Origin of the sequence: Streptomyces sp. S.PNR 29, assembly GCF_030386795.1 — a bacterium.
Taxonomy (GTDB): domain Bacteria; phylum Actinomycetota; class Actinomycetes; order Streptomycetales; family Streptomycetaceae; genus Streptomyces.
In genome coordinates this window covers 98,074-114,362 of record NZ_JANUQM010000011.1, presented here as the reverse complement: position 1 = coordinate 114,362, position 16,289 = coordinate 98,074, and the positions used below count along the sequence as shown (strand labels likewise).

Annotated in this window: 21 protein-coding genes; 9 read left to right on the top strand and 12 right to left on the bottom strand. The window is 72.7% G+C overall.

What is annotated here, in order from left to right; all coding sequences use genetic code 11:
* Nucleotides 1–17 precede the first annotated feature (17 nt).
* On the bottom strand, nucleotides 18–1,238 hold the full coding sequence (gene thiI, locus NW895_RS27710) for a tRNA uracil 4-sulfurtransferase ThiI (protein ID WP_289938898.1): 1,221 nt from the start codon (nucleotides 1,236–1,238) through the stop codon (nucleotides 18–20).
* 147 nt (nucleotides 1,239–1,385) lie between these two features.
* Here thiI and NW895_RS27705 point away from each other — a divergent pair, with 147 nt between their 5' ends.
* Nucleotides 1,386–1,841, top strand: a complete 456-nt coding sequence (locus tag NW895_RS27705) for an archease (RefSeq protein ID WP_289939134.1) — start codon at nucleotides 1,386–1,388, stop codon at nucleotides 1,839–1,841.
* Between the two features lie 18 nt (nucleotides 1,842–1,859).
* Here NW895_RS27705 and NW895_RS27700 read toward each other — a convergent pair whose 3' ends face one another.
* Nucleotides 1,860–3,284, bottom strand: a complete 1,425-nt coding sequence (locus NW895_RS27700) for an RtcB family protein (RefSeq protein ID WP_289938897.1) — start codon at nucleotides 3,282–3,284, stop codon at nucleotides 1,860–1,862.
* A 74-nt stretch (nucleotides 3,285–3,358) separates the two neighbouring features.
* Here NW895_RS27700 and NW895_RS27695 point away from each other — a divergent pair, with 74 nt between their 5' ends.
* Both NW895_RS27695 and NW895_RS27690 read left to right on the top strand, forming a co-directional pair.
* Nucleotides 3,359–4,468, top strand: a complete 1,110-nt coding sequence (locus tag NW895_RS27695; RefSeq protein ID WP_289938895.1) for a CapA family protein — start codon at nucleotides 3,359–3,361, stop codon at nucleotides 4,466–4,468.
* Nucleotides 4,465–5,178: an MBL fold metallo-hydrolase gene (locus tag NW895_RS27690; RefSeq protein ID WP_289938894.1), complete on the top strand. Its 714-nt coding sequence runs from the start codon at nucleotides 4,465–4,467 to the stop codon at nucleotides 5,176–5,178. Before NW895_RS27695 ends, NW895_RS27690 begins: the two co-directional genes overlap by 4 nt.
* Here NW895_RS27690 and NW895_RS27685 read toward each other — a convergent pair.
* Nucleotides 5,084–6,103: a sigma-70 family RNA polymerase sigma factor gene (locus tag NW895_RS27685; protein WP_289938893.1), complete on the bottom strand. Its 1,020-nt coding sequence runs from the start codon at nucleotides 6,101–6,103 to the stop codon at nucleotides 5,084–5,086. The two genes, NW895_RS27690 and NW895_RS27685, sit on opposite strands and share 95 nt — an antisense overlap.
* Nucleotides 6,104–6,232: 129 nt before the next feature.
* Here NW895_RS27685 and NW895_RS27680 point away from each other — a divergent pair, with 129 nt between their 5' ends.
* Nucleotides 6,233–6,685: a YbhB/YbcL family Raf kinase inhibitor-like protein gene (locus NW895_RS27680; protein WP_289938891.1), complete on the top strand. Its 453-nt coding sequence runs from the start codon at nucleotides 6,233–6,235 to the stop codon at nucleotides 6,683–6,685.
* A gap of 27 nt (nucleotides 6,686–6,712) precedes the next feature.
* Here the strand turns inward: NW895_RS27680 and NW895_RS27675 are convergent, their stop codons facing one another.
* Complete coding sequence (locus tag NW895_RS27675) at nucleotides 6,713–7,138, bottom strand: CBS domain-containing protein (RefSeq protein ID WP_289938889.1); 426 nt, start codon at nucleotides 7,136–7,138, stop codon at nucleotides 6,713–6,715.
* 97 nt (nucleotides 7,139–7,235) lie between these two features.
* Nucleotides 7,236–7,670 (bottom strand): PPC domain-containing DNA-binding protein, encoded by a 435-nt coding sequence (locus NW895_RS27670; protein WP_289938887.1) that lies wholly within the window; start codon nucleotides 7,668–7,670, stop codon nucleotides 7,236–7,238.
* 73 nt (nucleotides 7,671–7,743) lie between these two features.
* On the opposite strand from NW895_RS27670, the gene NW895_RS27665 reads away from it, so the two are divergent.
* Nucleotides 7,744–8,106: a DUF952 domain-containing protein gene (locus NW895_RS27665; protein WP_289938886.1), complete on the top strand. Its 363-nt coding sequence runs from the start codon at nucleotides 7,744–7,746 to the stop codon at nucleotides 8,104–8,106.
* A gap of 9 nt (nucleotides 8,107–8,115) precedes the next feature.
* On the opposite strand, the gene NW895_RS27660 is transcribed toward NW895_RS27665, so the two are convergent.
* Both NW895_RS27660 and NW895_RS27655 read right to left on the bottom strand, forming a co-directional pair.
* Nucleotides 8,116–8,613 carry a potassium channel family protein gene (locus NW895_RS27660; RefSeq protein ID WP_289939133.1) on the bottom strand — a complete coding sequence of 166 codons (498 nt, stop codon included), beginning with the start codon at nucleotides 8,611–8,613 and terminating at the stop codon, nucleotides 8,116–8,118.
* A gap of 146 nt (nucleotides 8,614–8,759) precedes the next feature.
* On the bottom strand, nucleotides 8,760–9,338 hold the full coding sequence (locus NW895_RS27655; RefSeq protein ID WP_289938885.1) for a TetR family transcriptional regulator C-terminal domain-containing protein: 579 nt from the start codon (nucleotides 9,336–9,338) through the stop codon (nucleotides 8,760–8,762).
* A gap of 98 nt (nucleotides 9,339–9,436) precedes the next feature.
* Between NW895_RS27655 and NW895_RS27650 the strand changes: the two genes are divergently transcribed.
* On the top strand, nucleotides 9,437–10,594 hold the full coding sequence (locus NW895_RS27650) for an FAD-dependent monooxygenase (protein ID WP_289938883.1): 1,158 nt from the start codon (nucleotides 9,437–9,439) through the stop codon (nucleotides 10,592–10,594).
* A gap of 72 nt (nucleotides 10,595–10,666) precedes the next feature.
* Here NW895_RS27650 and NW895_RS27645 read toward each other — a convergent pair whose 3' ends face one another.
* Nucleotides 10,667–11,512, bottom strand: coding sequence for an LLM class flavin-dependent oxidoreductase (locus NW895_RS27645; protein ID WP_289938882.1), 846 nt, complete (start codon nucleotides 11,510–11,512; stop codon nucleotides 10,667–10,669).
* Between the two features lie 323 nt (nucleotides 11,513–11,835).
* Between NW895_RS27645 and NW895_RS27640 the strand changes: the two genes are divergently transcribed.
* Both NW895_RS27640 and NW895_RS27635 read left to right on the top strand, forming a co-directional pair.
* Nucleotides 11,836–12,609, top strand: coding sequence for a PRC and DUF2382 domain-containing protein (locus tag NW895_RS27640; protein WP_289938880.1), 774 nt, complete (start codon nucleotides 11,836–11,838; stop codon nucleotides 12,607–12,609).
* A gap of 86 nt (nucleotides 12,610–12,695) precedes the next feature.
* Nucleotides 12,696–12,968: a hypothetical protein gene (locus NW895_RS27635; RefSeq protein WP_289938878.1), complete on the top strand. Its 273-nt coding sequence runs from the start codon at nucleotides 12,696–12,698 to the stop codon at nucleotides 12,966–12,968.
* A gap of 54 nt (nucleotides 12,969–13,022) precedes the next feature.
* Here the strand turns inward: NW895_RS27635 and NW895_RS27630 are convergent, their stop codons facing one another.
* The 4 genes from NW895_RS27630 to NW895_RS27615 all read right to left on the bottom strand — a co-directional run bounded on the left by NW895_RS27630 (nucleotide 13,023) and on the right by NW895_RS27615 (nucleotide 15,927).
* Nucleotides 13,023–13,451, bottom strand: coding sequence for a VOC family protein (locus NW895_RS27630; protein ID WP_289938876.1), 429 nt, complete (start codon nucleotides 13,449–13,451; stop codon nucleotides 13,023–13,025).
* Between the two features lie 175 nt (nucleotides 13,452–13,626).
* A complete protein-coding gene (locus NW895_RS27625) occupies nucleotides 13,627–14,337 on the bottom strand; it encodes a nucleotidyltransferase domain-containing protein (RefSeq protein ID WP_289938875.1) in 711 nt (236 codons plus the stop codon).
* Nucleotides 14,338–14,512: 175 nt separating this feature from the next.
* Nucleotides 14,513–15,418 (bottom strand): class I SAM-dependent methyltransferase, encoded by a 906-nt coding sequence (locus NW895_RS27620; protein WP_289938874.1) that lies wholly within the window; start codon nucleotides 15,416–15,418, stop codon nucleotides 14,513–14,515.
* Between the two features lie 176 nt (nucleotides 15,419–15,594).
* Nucleotides 15,595–15,927 carry a hypothetical protein gene (locus NW895_RS27615; protein ID WP_289938873.1) on the bottom strand — a complete coding sequence of 111 codons (333 nt, stop codon included), beginning with the start codon at nucleotides 15,925–15,927 and terminating at the stop codon, nucleotides 15,595–15,597.
* Between the two features lie 139 nt (nucleotides 15,928–16,066).
* Here NW895_RS27615 and NW895_RS27610 point away from each other — a divergent pair, with 139 nt between their 5' ends.
* On the top strand, nucleotides 16,067–16,285 hold the full coding sequence (locus NW895_RS27610; protein WP_289938872.1) for a hypothetical protein: 219 nt from the start codon (nucleotides 16,067–16,069) through the stop codon (nucleotides 16,283–16,285).
* The last annotated feature ends 4 nt before the right edge of the window (nucleotides 16,286–16,289 follow it).

Genomic DNA, 16,289 nt, shown 5'->3' with positions numbered 1-16,289 from the left:
GCGGCCCCTGTGCGCGTTCAGGACACGGCGGACGCCTCGCCGGTCTCCTCGTGCCGTCCGGGTGTCACCTGCAGCAGACGGGCCTTGGCGAGCAGGCCGTCCACCGTCTCCTCCAGGTCGAGGCGCTGTTCGAGGCGGGCCAGGGCGCCGGGCGTGGTGCGGGTGGCGACGCGCCGGGGAGCGAGCAGGCTGCAGCAGTCCTCGTCGGGCAGGCGGGAGATCTCCGCGGTGCCCAGACGGTCCGCCTCGGCCATGATCTCCTCCTTGTCCCAGGCGAGCAGCGGCCTGAGCAGCGGCAGGGTGGCGGCCTGCTCGACGGTGGCGAGGTTCGACAGCGTCTGGCTGGAGACCTGGCCCAGGCTGTCCCCGGTCACCAGGGCATGGGCGCGCTGGGCGTGGGCGAGGCGGTCGGCGGTGCGCACCATCAGCCGGCGCTGGGCGACCACGTGCAGCGACCCGGCGCCGGCCAGGGCCAGCTCCTTCTGGGCGTGGCCGAGGGGGATCACCCACAGCCGGGCCCCGCCCTGGAAGCGGGCGAGGCGACGGGCCAGGGCGTACGCCTTGTAGGCGGAGGACGGGCCGGTCAGCGGCGCGCCGGTGAAGTGCACGAAGTCGCAGGCCAGGCCACGCCGCATCGCGCGGTGGGCGGCGACCGGGGAGTCGAAGCCGCCGGACAGCAGCGCCAGGGCCCGTCCGCTGCACCCGACGGGCAGCCCGCCCACGCCGCTGTAGCGCTCCACGGCCACGAAGACCTCCCGCCGGTCGACCTCGACGGCCACCTCCACCTCCGGCCCGGTCAGATCGACCGGCCAGCCCAGTTCCGTGCGGATGACGTCGCCGATCAGGATGTTCAGCTCGGTGGAGGTGAGCGGGAAGTCCTTGTCGCGGCGCCGGGCGCGTACCGCGAAGCCGGGCCGCGTGCCGTCCGGGCGGGCCGCGCGGGCCAGGTCACGGGCGGCTGCCGTGGCGGCCTCAGGGGTACGGTCGACACGCAGCGCCGGTTGCACCACGCTGACGCCGAACACCTCCCGGGCCCGGTCCAGCAGCTCGTCCTGGAGGCCGGGCCGCCCGGGGGCGGACAGCACGATCACCCCGCGTCGGCGGCGGACCCGTACACCGGGGCCCAGGTCGTGCAGGGCGGCGCGCACGTTGTCCAGCAGCTGCTGCTCGAAGCGACCTCGGTTGCGGCCCTTGAGCGCCAGTTCTCCGTACTTCAGCAGGACACAGGGTTGCCGCACGCCGGGTTACCTCCTTCCGTCCACCATCCACACAGCCGTACCTGCCCGGGTAACCGGACTGCGGCCCTCTGACACCTCGCCCGGCCCGGGAGCGGGCGACTGTGACGTGCGCCGCATGTGTCGCCGATGATCGGGCAGTCGGTTGGCATGGTCGGTGACGCGGACGACGACAGGCAGGCGCGGCAGCGGGGCGAGAGCGGTCACCGGGCGGTGCCGCACACCGCCGACATCCGCATCGAGGCGTGGGGCGCGAGCCGGGAGCGCTGTCTCGCGGAGGCGGTGCTGGGCATGGTGGAGTGCTTCGCCGATGTGTCCCGGGTGCGGCCCACCGCGGTGGACCGCGTCCGGCTGGCCGAGGCCAGCGACGAGGATCTGCTGGCCACGCTGCTGGACGAGGTCATCTTCCGGCTGGAGGTGCACGGCCAGGTGCCCGTGGACGTGGAGGCGGACGAGGACGACGAGGGCCTGGACGTGTGCCTGGCGGTGGCCGGGCTGCAGGAGGTGGAGATCACCGGGGCCGCGCCGAAGGCCGTGGCGTGGCACGAACTGCGCATAGGGCCGGACGCGTACGGGTGGTCGTGCGCGGTGACCATCGACGCCTGAGGAGGCAACCCGGAGGGCTCAGCCCTTCACCACCCCCAGCGGCACCAGCCGCGCCACCGCGCGGCACAGCCCGGCTCCCTCGCTGGCCGTCACCACCGCGCTGACGTCCTTGTAGGCCTCCGGGGTCTCCTCGGCCAGGCCCCGCCAGGACCGGGGGCGTATCGCGATGCCGTGCGCCTCCAGCCTGGCCAGCAGCTCCTTGCCGGTGACCGTGCGAGCGGCCTGATGGCGGCTGAGGACCCGGCCCGCGCCGTGGCAGGTGGAGGAGAACGCGTCGCCGCCCGGCACGCCGGCGAGCACGTACGAGGCGGTGCCCATGGTGCCGGGGATGAGGACCGGCTGACCGGACTCCCGCAGGTCGGCGGGGAGTTCGGGGTGCCCGGGCGGGAAGGCGCGGGTGGCGCCCTTGCGGTGCACGCACAGCCGGTACGGCTCACCGGCCACCTCGTGGGTCTCGATCTTGGCGAGGTTGTGGGACACGTCGTAGAGGAGGGACAGGTGGACGCCTGCGGCGCGGCGGAAGACCTGACGGGTCGCGTGGGAGAGCATCTGCCGGTTGGCGCGGCCGTAGTTGGCGGCGGCGGCCATCGCGCCGAGGTACGCCCGGCCTTCGGTTGAGTCGACCGGGGTGCAGGCCAGCTGCCGGTCGGGCACGGTGATGCCGTAGCGGGTCATGGCACGGTCCATGGCCCGGACGTGGTCGGTGCAGATCTGGTGCCCGAGACCACGCGAACCGCAGTGGATCATCACGCACACCTGGCCGGGGGCGAGCCCGAACGCGGCGGCGACCTCCTCGTCGTACACCTGGGCGACCTGCTGCACCTCCAGGAAGTGGTTGGCGGATCCCAGGCTGCCGACCTGCCCGAAACCGCGCTCCCGCGCCCGCCGGCTCACCTGCGTCAGGTCGGCGTCGGCGACCGCGCCGCCGTCCTCGCAGCGGACGAGGTCGCGTTCCTCGCCGTACCCCTGTTCCACGGCGTACCGGGAGCCGCCGGCCAGGATCCGGTCCAGCTGGCCCGGGCCGGTGAGCCGCCACACCCCGCCGGGGCCCGCGCCGCGCGGGATCACCCGGTCCAGACCGTCCATGACGTCGGGCAGCGCGGCCTGGAGCGTTGTCCGGTCGGTGTCCGCGGTCAGCAGCCGTACCCCGCAGGAGATGTCGAAGCCGACCCCGCCGGGCGAGACCACGCCGCCCTGGGCGACGTCGGTCGCCGCCACTCCGCCGATGGGGAAGCCGTAGCCCCAGTGGATGTCCGGCATGGCGTACGAGGCGGCGACGATGCCCGGCAGCGTGGCCACGTTGACGACCTGCTGGAGGGACTTCTCGGCGTCGGCGAGCAGGTTCCGGGAGGCGAACACCACGCCGGGCACCCGCATCCTGCCGTGGGGTGCGATGCGGTAGCGGTAGGGGCGCTCCTCGACGAGATCCAGGCCCGGCTTCATCGCGACCTCCCGCGGCTGGTCCCCCTGTCCGCGGTACCCAGCCGGGCACGGGGAAACCGGCCTACTGTGGGTGCATGGGCAGTGGCGTGGTGACGCTGTTCCTGTGCGGTGACGTGATGCTCGGGCGCGGCGTCGACCAGATCCTCGCGCACCCCGGCGATCCGGAGCTGCGGGAGGGCTACGTCGCGGACGCCCTGTCCTACGTACGGCTCGCGGAGTCGGTGAACGGCCCGATCCCGTCGCCGGTCCCTCCCGGCTGGCCGTGGGGCGAGGCGCTGCGGGTGCTGGAGGAGGCCGCTCCGGACGCCAGGATCGTGAACCTGGAGACGTCCGTCACGCGCAGCGACACGTTCGCGCCCGGCAAGGGCGTCCACTACCGGATGCACCCGGCCAATCTGCCCGCCCTGGCCGTGGCCCGGCCCGATGTCTGCGTACTCGCCAACAACCACGTCCTGGACTTCGGCCGCCCCGGCCTGGCGGAGACCCTCGGGGTGCTGGCCGGCGCGGGCCTGCGGACGGCGGGCGCGGGACGGAACGCCCAGCAGGCCTACGCTCCCGCGACAGTCCCCCTGCGGGGCGGCGGGCGTCTGCTGGTGTTCGCCCTCGGGGCGCTGTCCAGCGGTGTGCCCAACGACTGGGCGGCGACCGCGGACGTGTCCGGTGTCGCCTACCTGCCCGCGCTGACGCCCGCGACCGCCGACGCGGTGGCCGGGCAGGTGGGGCGGGAGAAACGGGCCGGCGACATCGCGGTCGTCTCCGTGCACTGGGGCTCGAACTGGGGCTATCTCGTACCCCGCGAGCAGGTTCGCTTCGCGCACGCCCTGGTGGAGGGCGGTGCCGACGTCGTCCACGGCCACTCCTCCCACCACCCGCGCCCGCTGGAGGTCTACCGCGGCCGGCTGATCCTGTACGGCTGCGGCGACTTCATCGACGACTACGAGGGCATCGGGGGCTACGAGCAGTACCGGGACGACCTCCGGCTCGCCTACCTGGTGTCGGTCGCGGCGGACTCCGGGCGGCTGGCCGGTCTGCGCATGGTGCCGTTCCAGGCCCGGCGGATGCGGCTGGAGCCCGCGCCCGACGCGGACCGGGCATGGCTGCGCAGGACGCTGGACCGGATCAGCAAGGGCGTGCGCGTGGCCCTGGACGCCGACGGCACGCTGCTGCTGGAGACGGGCCGGTGAACCGCCGACTGCGGCTGACGCTGCTGGGCGTCGGGGCGATGAACTCGCCGCGGTACGCCCCCGCCGGTCTGCTGCTGCGCTGCGCCGGGTACCGGGTGGCGTTCGACGGCGGACCCGGTGCCGAGCCTCCGCCCGGGCGGCTCGACGGCTGGCTCGTCACCGACGAGCGGGGGGAACTGCGGTCCGCGCTGCGCCGGAGTGCCGCGGCGCGGGGTGTCGAGCTGCGGGCCTCGGACGTGGACCTGGGCGACGAGGTGCGGGTGCGGTGCCGCCGGGTCGTGCACACCTCGCATCCGGCGTACGGCTACCGCATCGAGGCGGGCGGGTTGCTGGTGGTGTGGGCGCCGGAGTTCTGGGAGTTCCCGGGCTGGGCCGCGGGAGCGGACCTGATGTTCGCCGAGGCCGCTGCCTGGAGGCGACCCATCCGGTTCCGGGGCGGCGTCGGCGGCCACGCGACCGTGCAGGCCGTCGCCGAACAGGCCGCACGGCACGGGGTGCGGCGGCTGGTGTACGCCCACATCGGGCGGCCCGTGCTGCGGGCGATGGACGCCGGGGAGGGGCCGCCGGGCGGTGAGTGGGGTGTGGAGGGGCGTACGTATGCCGTCGCGTTCCCGGTCAGCTCGCCCAGGCCAGCAGGCGGTCCCGGGTCTCGGGGGCGCGCAGCTGCGCGAGCGAGGCCTTCTCCAGCTGACGTACGCGCTCACGGGTGAGGCCGATGTGCTGCGCGACCTGTTCCAGGGTGCGGGTGCTGCCGTCGTGCAGGCCGTAACGCAGGCTGAGGATCAGGGCCTCGCGGGGTTCCAGGGTGCCGACGGCCTCCCGCAACTCCTCCGCGAGCGCCTGGTACTCGGCGACCTCGGGCGCCTGGAGCACCTCCGTGTCGGGGATCAGATCGCCGACCACGGTCTCGCCGGTCTCGTCCACCGGCGTGTCCAGGCTGACCGCGTCCCGCCCGACGCGACGCAGCCAGGTGACCTTGTCCGCGGCGATCCCGCTCTCCTTGGCCACCTCGTCGGCGGTCGGCTCGCGTCCCAGGCTCAGCTGGAGTTTCCGCTCGACCTTGGCGAGCTTCTGCAGCTGCTCCACGACGTGCATCGGCAGCCGTACCGTCCGGGCGTGTGTCGCGAGGCCCCGCTCGATCGCCTGGCGGATCCACCAGGTGGCGTACGTGGAGAACTTGAAGCCCTTGGTGTGGTCGAACTTCTCCACGGCCCGGATCAGCCCCAGGTTGCCCTCCTGGATGACGTCCAGCAGGGGCAGCCCCCGGTGGGCGTGCCGCTTGGCCATCGCCACCACGAGCCGCAGGTTGGCCCGCACCATGTGGTCCTTGGCCGCCTGGCCGTCGCGGACGGTCTCCTCAAGCTCCCTGCGCCGCTCGGGTGCCGGCTCGCGCTCGCCCTCGTCGGCCTGCCGCAGCTCCTCCAGCGCCTGCAGACCGGCCTCCATGCGCTGGGCCAGCCGCACCTCGTCCTCCGCGCTGAGCAGCGGAGTCGCTCCGATCTGCGCCAGGTACTGGCCCAGCAGGTCGGGTTCCTCGTCGGGTTCCGGGATCCTGCTGCGCAGGCGGGCGGTGCGCGCGTGGGCGCGGTGGTCCTCGTGGACGGGTCCCGTGGAAGTTTCTGCCAGGGGAGACATGACTGCGTTCCTCCGTCCCCTCCTCGTGCCGAAGGGTCCCGGGTACCCGAGGCGCTGCGGCCCGAACCGCTGCCGGGGCGTGCCCCTGCGGATCGGTAGGTCCGGCTCGGGCGGGGTACCCCGGGACACATGTCTGGCATCGACCTCAACAGCAGCGCATTCAATGATCACTCGTTCCTCTCGCGCCGGTACGCGCTGGAGGGCGAGAACGTCTCCCCTCCGCTGACGTGGAGCGGCACACCGGACGACGCGGCCGAGCTGGTGCTGGTGTGCGAGGATCCCGACGCCCCGTCGGGCACCTTCGAGCACTGGGTCGTGGTCGGCATCGACCCGCACAGTGACGGGGTCGCCGCGGGGCAGACTCCGCCCGGCGGCACCGAACTGGTCAACGGCTTCGGCGAACGGGGCTGGGGCGGACCGCATCCCCCGCCCGGGGACGACGCGCACCGCTACTTCTTCCGGCTGTACGCCCTGCGGGAGCCGGTTGTCCTGCCCGACTCGCCCACGGCCGAACAGGTGCACGAGGCGGTCGAGCAACGGCAGGTCGCCAGCGGCACCCTCGTGGGGCTGTACCAGCGCTGACCGTCCCCCACCGGCTGCGGGCCGCCCTCAGCGGTTGGGGGCGGCCCCGCTGATCTCCGCCAGCGCGGAGCGCGGGTCCTCGGTCGCGGCGAGATCGCCGAGGCTGACGATGCCGACCGGGCAGCCGCCGCGCTCGACGACGGGGATCCGGCGGACGGCGTACCGCCGCATCAGCTCGACGGCGTGATCGGTCGTGTCGTCCGGCGCCAGGGTCGCCACGGGCGGGGGTGTGCAGACCGATCCGACGGTCGTGACGTCGGGGTCGCAGCCCTCGGCGACGGCCCGGAGCACGATGTCACGGTCGGTGAGGACGCCGAACAGGTCGCTGTCGTACGCCACCAGGACGTCGCCGATGTCCTGGTCGCGCATCAGCCGGGCCGCTCGCGTCACCGTGGTCATCGGCTCGACGGAGGCCGTGCGGGACGACATGACGTCCCGTATCTGCCGGGTCATGGACACCTCCAGGGCTTGTGTCGGTGCGGGGTTCCGTGGGCCGCGTAGCCCGCAGCGGGGACGGTAAACCGGCCGCTCCGCCGGGCCGCGGCACGGTTCAGGCGGGGTCGATCAGTGCCAGGCCGAGATCGGCATGGTGGGTCTTGGCCAGTGCGGCGGGGCTGTCCCGGATGACGACTTCCAGCGTCGGCCACACGCGGCCCGCGAGGAGGTGGCCGCCGCGGGTGGTGCCGTCGGACAGGCCCAGGACGGCGTGCAGGTGCGGCGTCGGGCCGTCCTGGCCGACGGCGATGTCCCCGAGCAGGGACAGCACCTCGCACTGCTCCTCCACCGGGATGCGCCGGTAGTCCTTGACACCGCGGTCGAACCAGCCCACGACCGCCTCGGAGAAGGCGCCCACGGCGGTCACCTGCGACGCGCCGAGCGATCGGTCGCGGGCGAAGCGGGTCAGCTCGGCGACGGGGTCCTCGCCGGCATCGAGGACCACCACGTACACCGCCGACGGAGCGTCCTGCAGTTGTTGCCACTTCATGGGCGCGCGGGTACCCGCCGCCGATCACACCAAGCGGTCGCACCTTGGACGACCCGGGGCGTATAACCGGGGCATGATCTATCACGTCGTACCGCTCGCGGAGTGGAACGCCCGTCCGGACCGCCCGTACGCACCGGCCTCCCTCGCGGAGGAGGGGTTCGTGCACTGCTCCCCCGACGAGCAGACCACGCTGGCCGTCGTCAACGCCTTCTACCGGAGCGCGCCGAGGCCGCTGGTGGCGCTGCTCCTCGACGAGGACCGGCTCACCGCGAGGTGCGTGTTCGAGGCGGCGGTTCCCGCCCCGCCGCCCGGGGTCGCCGAGGACACCCTCTTCCCTCACGTGTTCGGGCCCCTCGACCGTGACGCCGTCGAGCGAATCCTGGAGGTCCGGTGGGATACGGACGGCCGGGCGACGGGGCTGCGGGAGACGAACTGAAGGACTGTCTCAGGTCCCTTCGTCGTCGCGGGTCCGGTGCCGGCCGGCACGGCTGCGGACGTGCTGGCTCAGTGCCGTCGCGGCGGCGGTGAGGAACACGAAGTTGTAGAGGATCTGCAGCATCGTCACGGCGCGGGCACTCTGGCCGTGCGGTGTGATGTCGCCGTAGCCGACGGTCGCCAGGGTCGCCAGGGTGAAGTACAGCGCGTCCAGGCGGGTGCGGAGCCCGCTGAACTCGCCCGGGTCGCGGGTGAGGACGAAGTATCCGGCGGCGAAGACCAGGACGGAGAGGGACATCAGGACCGGGATGACGATCCCGGGCCGGGTGTGCGGCCTGCCGAGCTGGACGTTTCGGATCTGCCACAGCATCAGCAGCGCGAGGAGGGCCAGCGCCAGGCCGAACACGGTCCACCCCAGGGCGGGGCGGTCCGGGCCCAGCCAGTCGAGGGACACGTGGAAGTAGCCCACGACCAGGGCTGCCACGAGAAGGACGGCGGCGACGGGCAGTCCGCCGCGGTGGGGCGGCCGGGCGCCCCTGCGTCGGGGGCTGCCACCTCCCTCCCGTCTCACGGCCGTGCCTCCTCGGGTCCGTCGTCTGTGGCGTCAGTAAACGTCCGCCGGGCAGCAGGCGCATCTCGGCCGGTGACGGCGGCTCACATCCGCAGTCGGGCCGGCCGTAGCAGTGCGGCCGTCACCAGCCCGCGGATCGCCTCCACGGACACGCTTCCGCCGCCGACCAGCCGGTCGAAGACCAGCCCGTCCACGCAGGCCAGCAACGTGACGGTGCGTTCCTCGGCGTCGGGGAGGCGCCGCGCGGCCAGGAAGTCCTGTACGACCTGCCGCGCCGCGTTCTCGCGGGGTACGAGGATTTCGCGCAGTTCGGGATGGTGGACGCTCTCGACGGCGCACGCGTAGCGCGCGAGGGAGCGCCGTCGGCCCTCTCCCGTGAGCCTCCGCTCGACGAAGGCGGCGATCCCGGCGACCAGTTCCTCGGCGTCCCGTGGCACCGGCGTCCGTTCCCCGATCGCCTGCAGCTCCGCCTGGTCGAGCGCCACCAGACGCCGGACCAGGGCGGTGAGCAGCGCCTGACGGGTGCGGTAGTAGGCGGACGTGGTGCCGGGCGGCAGGTTCGCCGCCCGGTCCACGGCCCGATGGGTCAGCCCTCGCATCCCGGTCTCGGCGAGCACGTCGATGGCGGCATCGGCGAGGACGGTACGTCGGTCGTTCGGCACGGCCCTCTTTCTACACCTGTTTCTACACCTGTAGAGGTTCGGACACCTGTCGGCTAGGCTCTCCTTCTACATCTGTAGAAGACTGGTGGCGGGGTGACATGGGCAGCGGTGCGGTGGTTGTCGGCGGGGGAATCGGCGGGCTGGCCGCGGCGATCGGCCTGCGCCGGGTCGGCTGGGAGGTGACGGTCGTCGAACGCGCCCCCGTCCTGGCGGATGTGGGCGCGGGCATCTCCCTGCACGCCAACGGCATCCGCGCCCTGGACGTCCTCGGCGTGGGCGAGGCGGTGCGGGCGGCCGCCCGGCCCCAGTACACCGGGGGCACCCGAGCACCCGGAGGCGGCCGGCTGGCCCGGATGGACGGGGCCGTGCTCGAACGCACGCTGGGTACGACGATCGTCGGCATCCCCCGAGCCGTACTGCACCGCCTGTTGCGTGGGGCGCTGCCGCCCGAGTGCCTGGTCGTCGGCTCCGAGGTGACGTCCGTGGACCGCGCGGAGCCGGCCCGGCCACGGGTCGCGGTCGGTGACGACGTCCTGGAGGCGGATCTGGTCGTGGCCGCCGACGGTGTGGGCAGCCGGCTGCGCGGGCAGGTGTTCCCGGACCACCCCGGTCCCGTCTACAGCGGGTCGACCGTGCTGCGCGCCATCACCGAGCACCCGGTCCGGCTGCGTACCGACTTCGAGGTGACCTGGGGAAGCGGCGCGGAGTTCGGCCACATCGGGTTCACCGACGGGCGGGCCGAATGGCACGCGGTGCTCAACTCGCCGCCCGGGGTGCGGCACGCGGACCCCCTCGCCGCGCTGCGCCGCCGGTTCGGCGGCTGGCACGACCCCATCCCCGCGCTGCTGGACGCCACCCGGCCGGAGGACGTCCTGCACCACGACATCCACGAGTTGGTGACGCCCCTGCCCGCCTTCACCGCGGGCCGGATCGTCCTGCTCGGCGACGCCGCCCACGCGATGACCCCGCATCTCGGGCAGGGCGCCTGCCAGGCGCTGGAGGACGCGGTCACCCTGGCCGCCGCGCTCGCCGCCGAGCCCACCGTCGCCTCGGCGCTCGCGTGGTACGACGCCGAACGCAGGCCACGCAGCCAGGCCGTCGCCCGCGCCGCCCGGCAGGCCGGCCGGATGGGGCAGCAACTGACCCACCCGCTGGCCGTCGCCGTACGCAACACGGCTCTGCGGCTGACCCCGTCCGGAGTCACCGTCCGCGCCCTCCTGCGGCACGCCGACTGGACTCCGCCGAGGCTGAGGTGACGACGCCTCAGGGGTGGGCCGGCCGGGTGGGGCCGAAGGACTCGGCCCCACCCTGGCGTGCCCGCGCAGACGTCACAGGACGTCGGCGAGGCGGTCCACCTGGTGCGGGTCGATTCCGTAGCAGTAGAGCATGACCTCGTCGGCGCCGAGGTCGGAGAAGGCGGCGATCGCATCGCGGATCTCGGTCGGCGTGGTGAGCATGCCGGCCACCATCCGGTCGGCCATGCCGGTGAAGGTGTAGTACGCGTACATGTTGGCCTGGGCGTCGTGGACCACCTCGTCAGGGCCGAGCGCGACGTTGACCTGCGCGACGATGCGCGGTTCGCCGTCGCGGCCGTACTCCTTCCAGAACCTGCGGGCGGTGTCGAACAGGCCGCCTGCCCAGGAGGGCGGGGCGGCGGCGAGGAAACCGTCGCCCCAGCGCGCGACGCGTTCGATGGCGGCGGGCTTGAAGCCGCCGAAGAGCACCTCGGGGCCGCCGGGCCGGGCGGGCGCCGGACCGATCGGGCCGATGCCGTCGCCGTACGGCTCGCCGGACCACAGGCGGCGCATGACCGCCATCTGCTCGTCGAGGCGTCGGCCTCGGGTGCGCTTGTCGATGCCCGTGACCTGGTGGTCGTCGTCCCGGCCGCCGATGCCCAGACCGAGGACCAGACGGCCGCCGGTCATCCGGTCCAAGGTGGCGGCCTGCTTGGCGAGGAGGGCGGTGTCCCGCAGCGGGGCGAGCAGCACCTCGGTCTGGACGCGGATGCGGGAGGTCGCGCCCGCGAGGACGGCGAGTGCGACCAGGGGTTCCGGATTGTGGTGGACGAGCCGGTCGAGCAGGCCGAGTGTGCTGAAGGGCCCGGCGTCGGCGCGCTGGGCCCAGGTGAGCAGGGCGGCAGGATCGCCGATGGGCAGGCCGATACCGACGTTCATGAAGGAACCTCCGAAGGGAAGGGTCGACAAGGACTGCTGCCGCCCCTCCTGCACCTCAGCGAGGTGGGACGCTCCCGCTCTGCGGCGTGCTTCTGGGGAACGTCTCGTCGAAGTGATCTCACCTTAGGGTGATGCGGTTGGACGGAACAAGCGGATTCAGGCCGACTCGCGAGGGCCTGCGCCGCGCGCCGATATCGGCCCGCACCCGAACACCTCGAATCCCGATTGATTATTTTTATGCCGGTTTATCCGGTTTTGCCCTGTATGTCATGGTGAGTCGTACAGGGCGAGCGAACACGAACACAGAGAGAAGGGTGAGATAAGTGATCACCCGCGAGCAGATACCGACCGTGCTCGACCACCCTGTCTACGATGCCGACGGTTCCAAGATCGGCGATGCCAAGCACGTCTTTCTCGATGACGCCACCGGTCAGCCCGAGTGGGTCAGCGTCAGGACCGGACTGTTCGGCACCAGCGAGTCCTTCGTGCCGATCCAGGACGCCTCCGTCGTGGAAGACCACCTGGAGGTCCCCTATCCCAAGGACGCGGTCAAGGACGCGCCCAACGTCGACGTCGACGCCGGCGGGCACCTGTCCGAAGAGGAGGAACACCGTCTGTACGAGCACTACGGCATCGACTGGGACGCGGCCTGGCAGCAGGCCAGCCAGCCGACGACCGGCATGCCCGCAGCCGCGGACACCGGTACCGGCACCGACGACGCGATGACGCGCTCGGAGGAGCGCATGCATGTCGGCATCGAGCGCCGCGAGGCCGGGCGTGCGAGGCTGCGCAAGTATGTCGTCACCGAGGAGGTGCAGCAGACGGTTCCGGTGCGCCGTGAGGAGGTTCGCGTCGAACGCGAGCCGATCACGGAGGCCAACCGTGATGCCGCCATGGCCGGACCCGACATCAGCGAGGCCGAGCACGAGGTCGTCCTGCACGAAGAACGCCCCGTGACGGAGACCGAGACAGTACCGGTGGAGCGGGTGCGCCTGTCGGCCGAGGAGCGCACCGAAGAGGAAACGGTGCGCGGCCGGGTCCGCAAGGAGCAGATCGAGACCGAGGGCGTCGAGGACGAACCCCCGCGCGACATGTAGGTTCGCGGTCTTTCGGAGGTGTCCGGCAGCCCAAAGCCCACCGGACACCTCCCGGGACCGTGGGCGCACTGTACGGAAGGAACGGAATGATGACGAAGGTCGAGCAGCCCCTCACAGACGCCGCCATCAAAGTGCGGCAGGTCAATCACTACCAGTTCAGCTGGGTCGCGGGAGAACCCGGCCGGCCCGGCACCTTTACCCTGCAGCTGGTCCTGGACGAAGGCGCCGGGGAAGAAGTCCTCACCGTCGACGCCGACGACGCCGACGTCCTGAAGGAACTGCTGGAACACACCCAGACGGTGCAGTACGACGTCCCCCGCCACACCCTCATGTTCGGCGTCACGCCCGCCGGCAGCTGACCAGGAGCCTGCAAAGGGGTGAGGGGTGTGGCCGGGGACGGCTCGGCTCCCTGCTCAGCGAGCCCCGGGCACGTCTTCCGTGACGCCGTTCAGCGGTGACGACGGGTCACTGCCGTACGGGCGGGTGATGACCTCAAGGCCGTGACCGGCCGGGTCGGTGAAGTACACGCCGCGCCCCCCGTCGTTGCGGTTGATCCGTCCCGGCTGGCGGCCGTGCGGATCTGCCTGGAGGGGGATCCCGGCCGTGACGAGCCGGTCGAGGATCTCGTCGAACTCGTCCTCGGACACGAGGAACGCGTAGTGCTGCATGGGGATGTCGGCGTCGATGGTCGCGAAATCCAGCGTGACACCGTTGGCGGTCGTCACCGGCAGGAAGACCCCGGCCGGTTCCCCGACCTGAAGCCCCAGGATCTCCGCGAGGAAATGAGCGGACTTCTCCCGGTCACGGGAGAGAACGATGGTGTGGTTGAACTCGACTGACACGGGTGAATGCCTCCACGGGCATCTCCGCGGCGCCTCCATGCCTCACCCAGCCGGTGACCGGCACGCGATGCCGCACTGTGGATCATAGGCACCCCCGTACAGGCCGGTCGAGCGGTTTTCCGCCAGGTACGGCACGCGTTCGGCGTCCTGCCGCAGGCCCAGGCCGACCGCTGCCTCAACGCGCTGCGGCGGCCGTGGCTGCCCGTTCGTAGAAGTGGGCGCGGACCCGGCGCAGCCACGCCTCGACGGGCGCCTCGTCGGGGCGGTCGGGCAGTACGGTGCGGGTCTCGGCGAAGGCGGTCTCGTACTCCCGGAGCAGCGAGCGCGCGGCCGAGGCGTCGGCGGCGACGCGCTCACCGAACTCGTGGTATCCGTCGGGGTCCTCGACCCGTACCGTCAACCGGCCCGTGGCGTACAGCTCCAGGCCCTGGTGGCACAGCCGCTTCAGGTGCCGGGCGTGCTTGGCGGTGCGCCTGCGGGTGTCCGCCGAGAACGAGCCGTCGCCGCGGGCTTCGAGGCGGCGGAACTGCTGGGTTGCGTAGCCGAGGTAGGCGTCCCGCACGCGGGGCGCGCACAGCAGTGACGACCGGAGGCCGATCAGGTCCTCCCCGAGCGGTGTGCGCACCTCGTACAGCTCGTCCGGCAGCCACACCAGCTCCATGACGGTCGGGTTGCCGCCCAGCGCGAGCCGGCACCACTTGGCGGCCTCGTGCAGGGTGCGGTCCGGTGCCGTGGTCACCTGGGACTCCTTCGGGCGGCGCAGCCCGTGCAGGTCCTCGGTGGGCGCGGCGAACAGGCCGAGGCGGTCCACGTCGGAGCCCTCACGGGCGAGTCCGTACGCGGTGGAGCCGACGATGCCGGAGAGCAGCAGGTTGGGGAGGGTCACGGTCGGCCGCCTTCCTGGTACGGGTTCTGGGCCACGGCGGCGAAGCGCGCGGCGACGGCGCGGACGCGCGGGCGCGGCTGCGGATGCCGCCCGTCGTCGAACCGGCGCCGTGGCGCTCCATTGTCGTGAGGTGCGGGGGTGCGGTCACCGGGTTTTCCCGGGGGTGCGGGAACGCTCAGCCGGCGCCGTGCTCAGCGAGCTGGAAGTGCCAGAGGATCATCGCCGGAACGCCTGCGTTCGCCGCTCGTGCCGCCTCGGGCACCAAGGCCTCCAGGGACCACGGCCAGACGTCCCAGGGGCCCGGTCCCTCCGCACGCGCCGTCTCCTCGGACTCGGACTCCCCCACGGCCGGCGACCCCGGCTCCTCACAGCGCCGTAGCCGCAGCCCCGCCGACAGCGCGGCGCGCAGGTAGTCCCCCGTGCGGTGGCAGTAGCCGGCCAGGCGCCCCGGCGTCCCGTCCGGTCGCCGCACCGGGGGCACGATGCCCCGCGCCAACCGCTCCGGATGGAGGTCGGCGATCAGCAGGTGCCCGCCGGGGCGCAGCACCCTGGCGAACTCGGCGACGACGGGGCCGAGTCGGGGCGTGTGGGTCAGTGCCAGCGAGCAGACGACCAGATCCACGGCGTCGTCGTCCACGGGCAGCTCGCGCAGGTCGCCGAGCACGAAGTTCCCCTCCGGGACCCGTCGGCGGGCATGTGCGAGCATGTCGGGTGAGCTGTCCACGCCCAGGACCCGGTGACCGTACCCGGCCAGCGAGGCCGCGATCCTGCCGGTGCCGCAGGCGGCGTCCAGGACGACACCGGGCGGCAGGGCGCCGGCGATCTCCCTGACCAGGGGGCCGTCGAAGTCGAAGGCCGGGTTGGGTCCGTCGTACGTCTCGGCCCAGACGCCGTATCCCTCGACCGTGTCCACACGGGCCACGTCCACGGCCGCGGCCGCCAGCGACACATCGTCCAGCAGGCGTCTGATCTCGTCGATACGCGCCTGGACGAAGTCCCGGTCGTACTCTCCGGTGAACGCCCGCATCAGGGCGAGGCCTTCAAGGCCCAGCGCGTAGGCCAGCGGATCCTCGTGAGGCATGCCCGCGACGCTAGCGACCCGTACGCCGCGCATGCCATCGCATTTTCGCGCGCGTGGCCGCCCGGGTCGGCGTGCTGCCGCAGGGCGAGCAGCCCGGCGTGGGCCCGCTCCGCCGAAGAACCGCCGTGCGTCCTCCGTACGGCCGGGCCGGGGGCGCCGACGCTCGCCGAGCGTTATCACAGGTCGATCGTCGAGATCGTTCCGTCGGCCCGTGGGGCCACCCCCGTCAGCAGTCGCTCCTCCAGGACGGTCGCGTAGAGAGCGGCCCGGGTGGCGGCGGGATGGACCGGGGGCCAGATGCCCCGGCGGAAGACGCAGCCGTGGCCCCGGAAGAACACCACCGCCGTGGCGCCGACGACCAGGCCACCCGTGGCGTCCGCCAGGTCCTCAGGCGTGAGCGAGTCGAACGCGGCGCCGCGTCGCTCCTCGCACAGGTCCTGGACGGCAGGGCGAGCTGCCCGAAGAAAGGCGTCCGTGTAGTCCTGCGGGCCGTTCTCCCTCGTTCGCATCACCCGACACGGTAACCGGACCGATCCGCGATCTTCAGCGTCCGCGCCCCGCAGACGCCTGACCTGGGGGTTCCGGCAAACGAGGGACCGGGACGGCGGTCAAGCTGCGATTCGGCCGCCACGAGGGCATGGTGGTGCCATGGACACGCGGCCTCCTGTGGTGGTGCTGCCTCCGGCGGCTGATGGCGGCCGGAGGGTGACGATCCATGGTGAACGCGTGGGTACCGCCTACAGCCTCTTCGACGTGCTGGACTTCCTGCACCAGGCGGGTCTGCCCGCCGAGGACCGGGCCGTCGACGATCCCGAGCTGATCGAGTGGCGCGGCGGCGGGCCGTACGACTGGAACGGCACGGCCTGAGTCT

What these genes read in the sequence shown, in the direction of transcription:
- NW895_RS27705 (WP_289939134.1), top strand. Translation starts at nt 1,386, where the DNA reads ATGGTCGGTGACGCGGACGACGACAGGCAGGCGCGGCAGCGGGGCGAG.
- NW895_RS27700 (WP_289938897.1), bottom strand. Translation starts at nt 3,284, where the DNA reads ATGAAGCCGGGCCTGGATCTCGTCGAGGAGCGCCCCTACCGCTACCGC.
- NW895_RS27695 (WP_289938895.1), top strand. Translation starts at nt 3,359, where the DNA reads ATGGGCAGTGGCGTGGTGACGCTGTTCCTGTGCGGTGACGTGATGCTC.
- NW895_RS27685 (WP_289938893.1), bottom strand. Translation starts at nt 6,103, where the DNA reads ATGTCTCCCCTGGCAGAAACTTCCACGGGACCCGTCCACGAGGACCAC.
- NW895_RS27680 (WP_289938891.1), top strand. Translation starts at nt 6,233, where the DNA reads ATGTCTGGCATCGACCTCAACAGCAGCGCATTCAATGATCACTCGTTC.
- NW895_RS27675 (WP_289938889.1), bottom strand. Translation starts at nt 7,138, where the DNA reads ATGACCCGGCAGATACGGGACGTCATGTCGTCCCGCACGGCCTCCGTC.
- NW895_RS27670 (WP_289938887.1), bottom strand. Translation starts at nt 7,670, where the DNA reads ATGAAGTGGCAACAACTGCAGGACGCTCCGTCGGCGGTGTACGTGGTG.
- NW895_RS27665 (WP_289938886.1), top strand. Translation starts at nt 7,744, where the DNA reads ATGATCTATCACGTCGTACCGCTCGCGGAGTGGAACGCCCGTCCGGAC.
- NW895_RS27650 (WP_289938883.1), top strand. Translation starts at nt 9,437, where the DNA reads ATGGGCAGCGGTGCGGTGGTTGTCGGCGGGGGAATCGGCGGGCTGGCC.
- NW895_RS27645 (WP_289938882.1), bottom strand. Translation starts at nt 11,512, where the DNA reads ATGAACGTCGGTATCGGCCTGCCCATCGGCGATCCTGCCGCCCTGCTC.
- NW895_RS27635 (WP_289938878.1), top strand. Translation starts at nt 12,696, where the DNA reads ATGATGACGAAGGTCGAGCAGCCCCTCACAGACGCCGCCATCAAAGTG.
- NW895_RS27620 (WP_289938874.1), bottom strand. Translation starts at nt 15,418, where the DNA reads ATGCCTCACGAGGATCCGCTGGCCTACGCGCTGGGCCTTGAAGGCCTC.
- NW895_RS27615 (WP_289938873.1), bottom strand. Translation starts at nt 15,927, where the DNA reads ATGCGAACGAGGGAGAACGGCCCGCAGGACTACACGGACGCCTTTCTT.
- NW895_RS27610 (WP_289938872.1), top strand. Translation starts at nt 16,067, where the DNA reads ATGGACACGCGGCCTCCTGTGGTGGTGCTGCCTCCGGCGGCTGATGGC.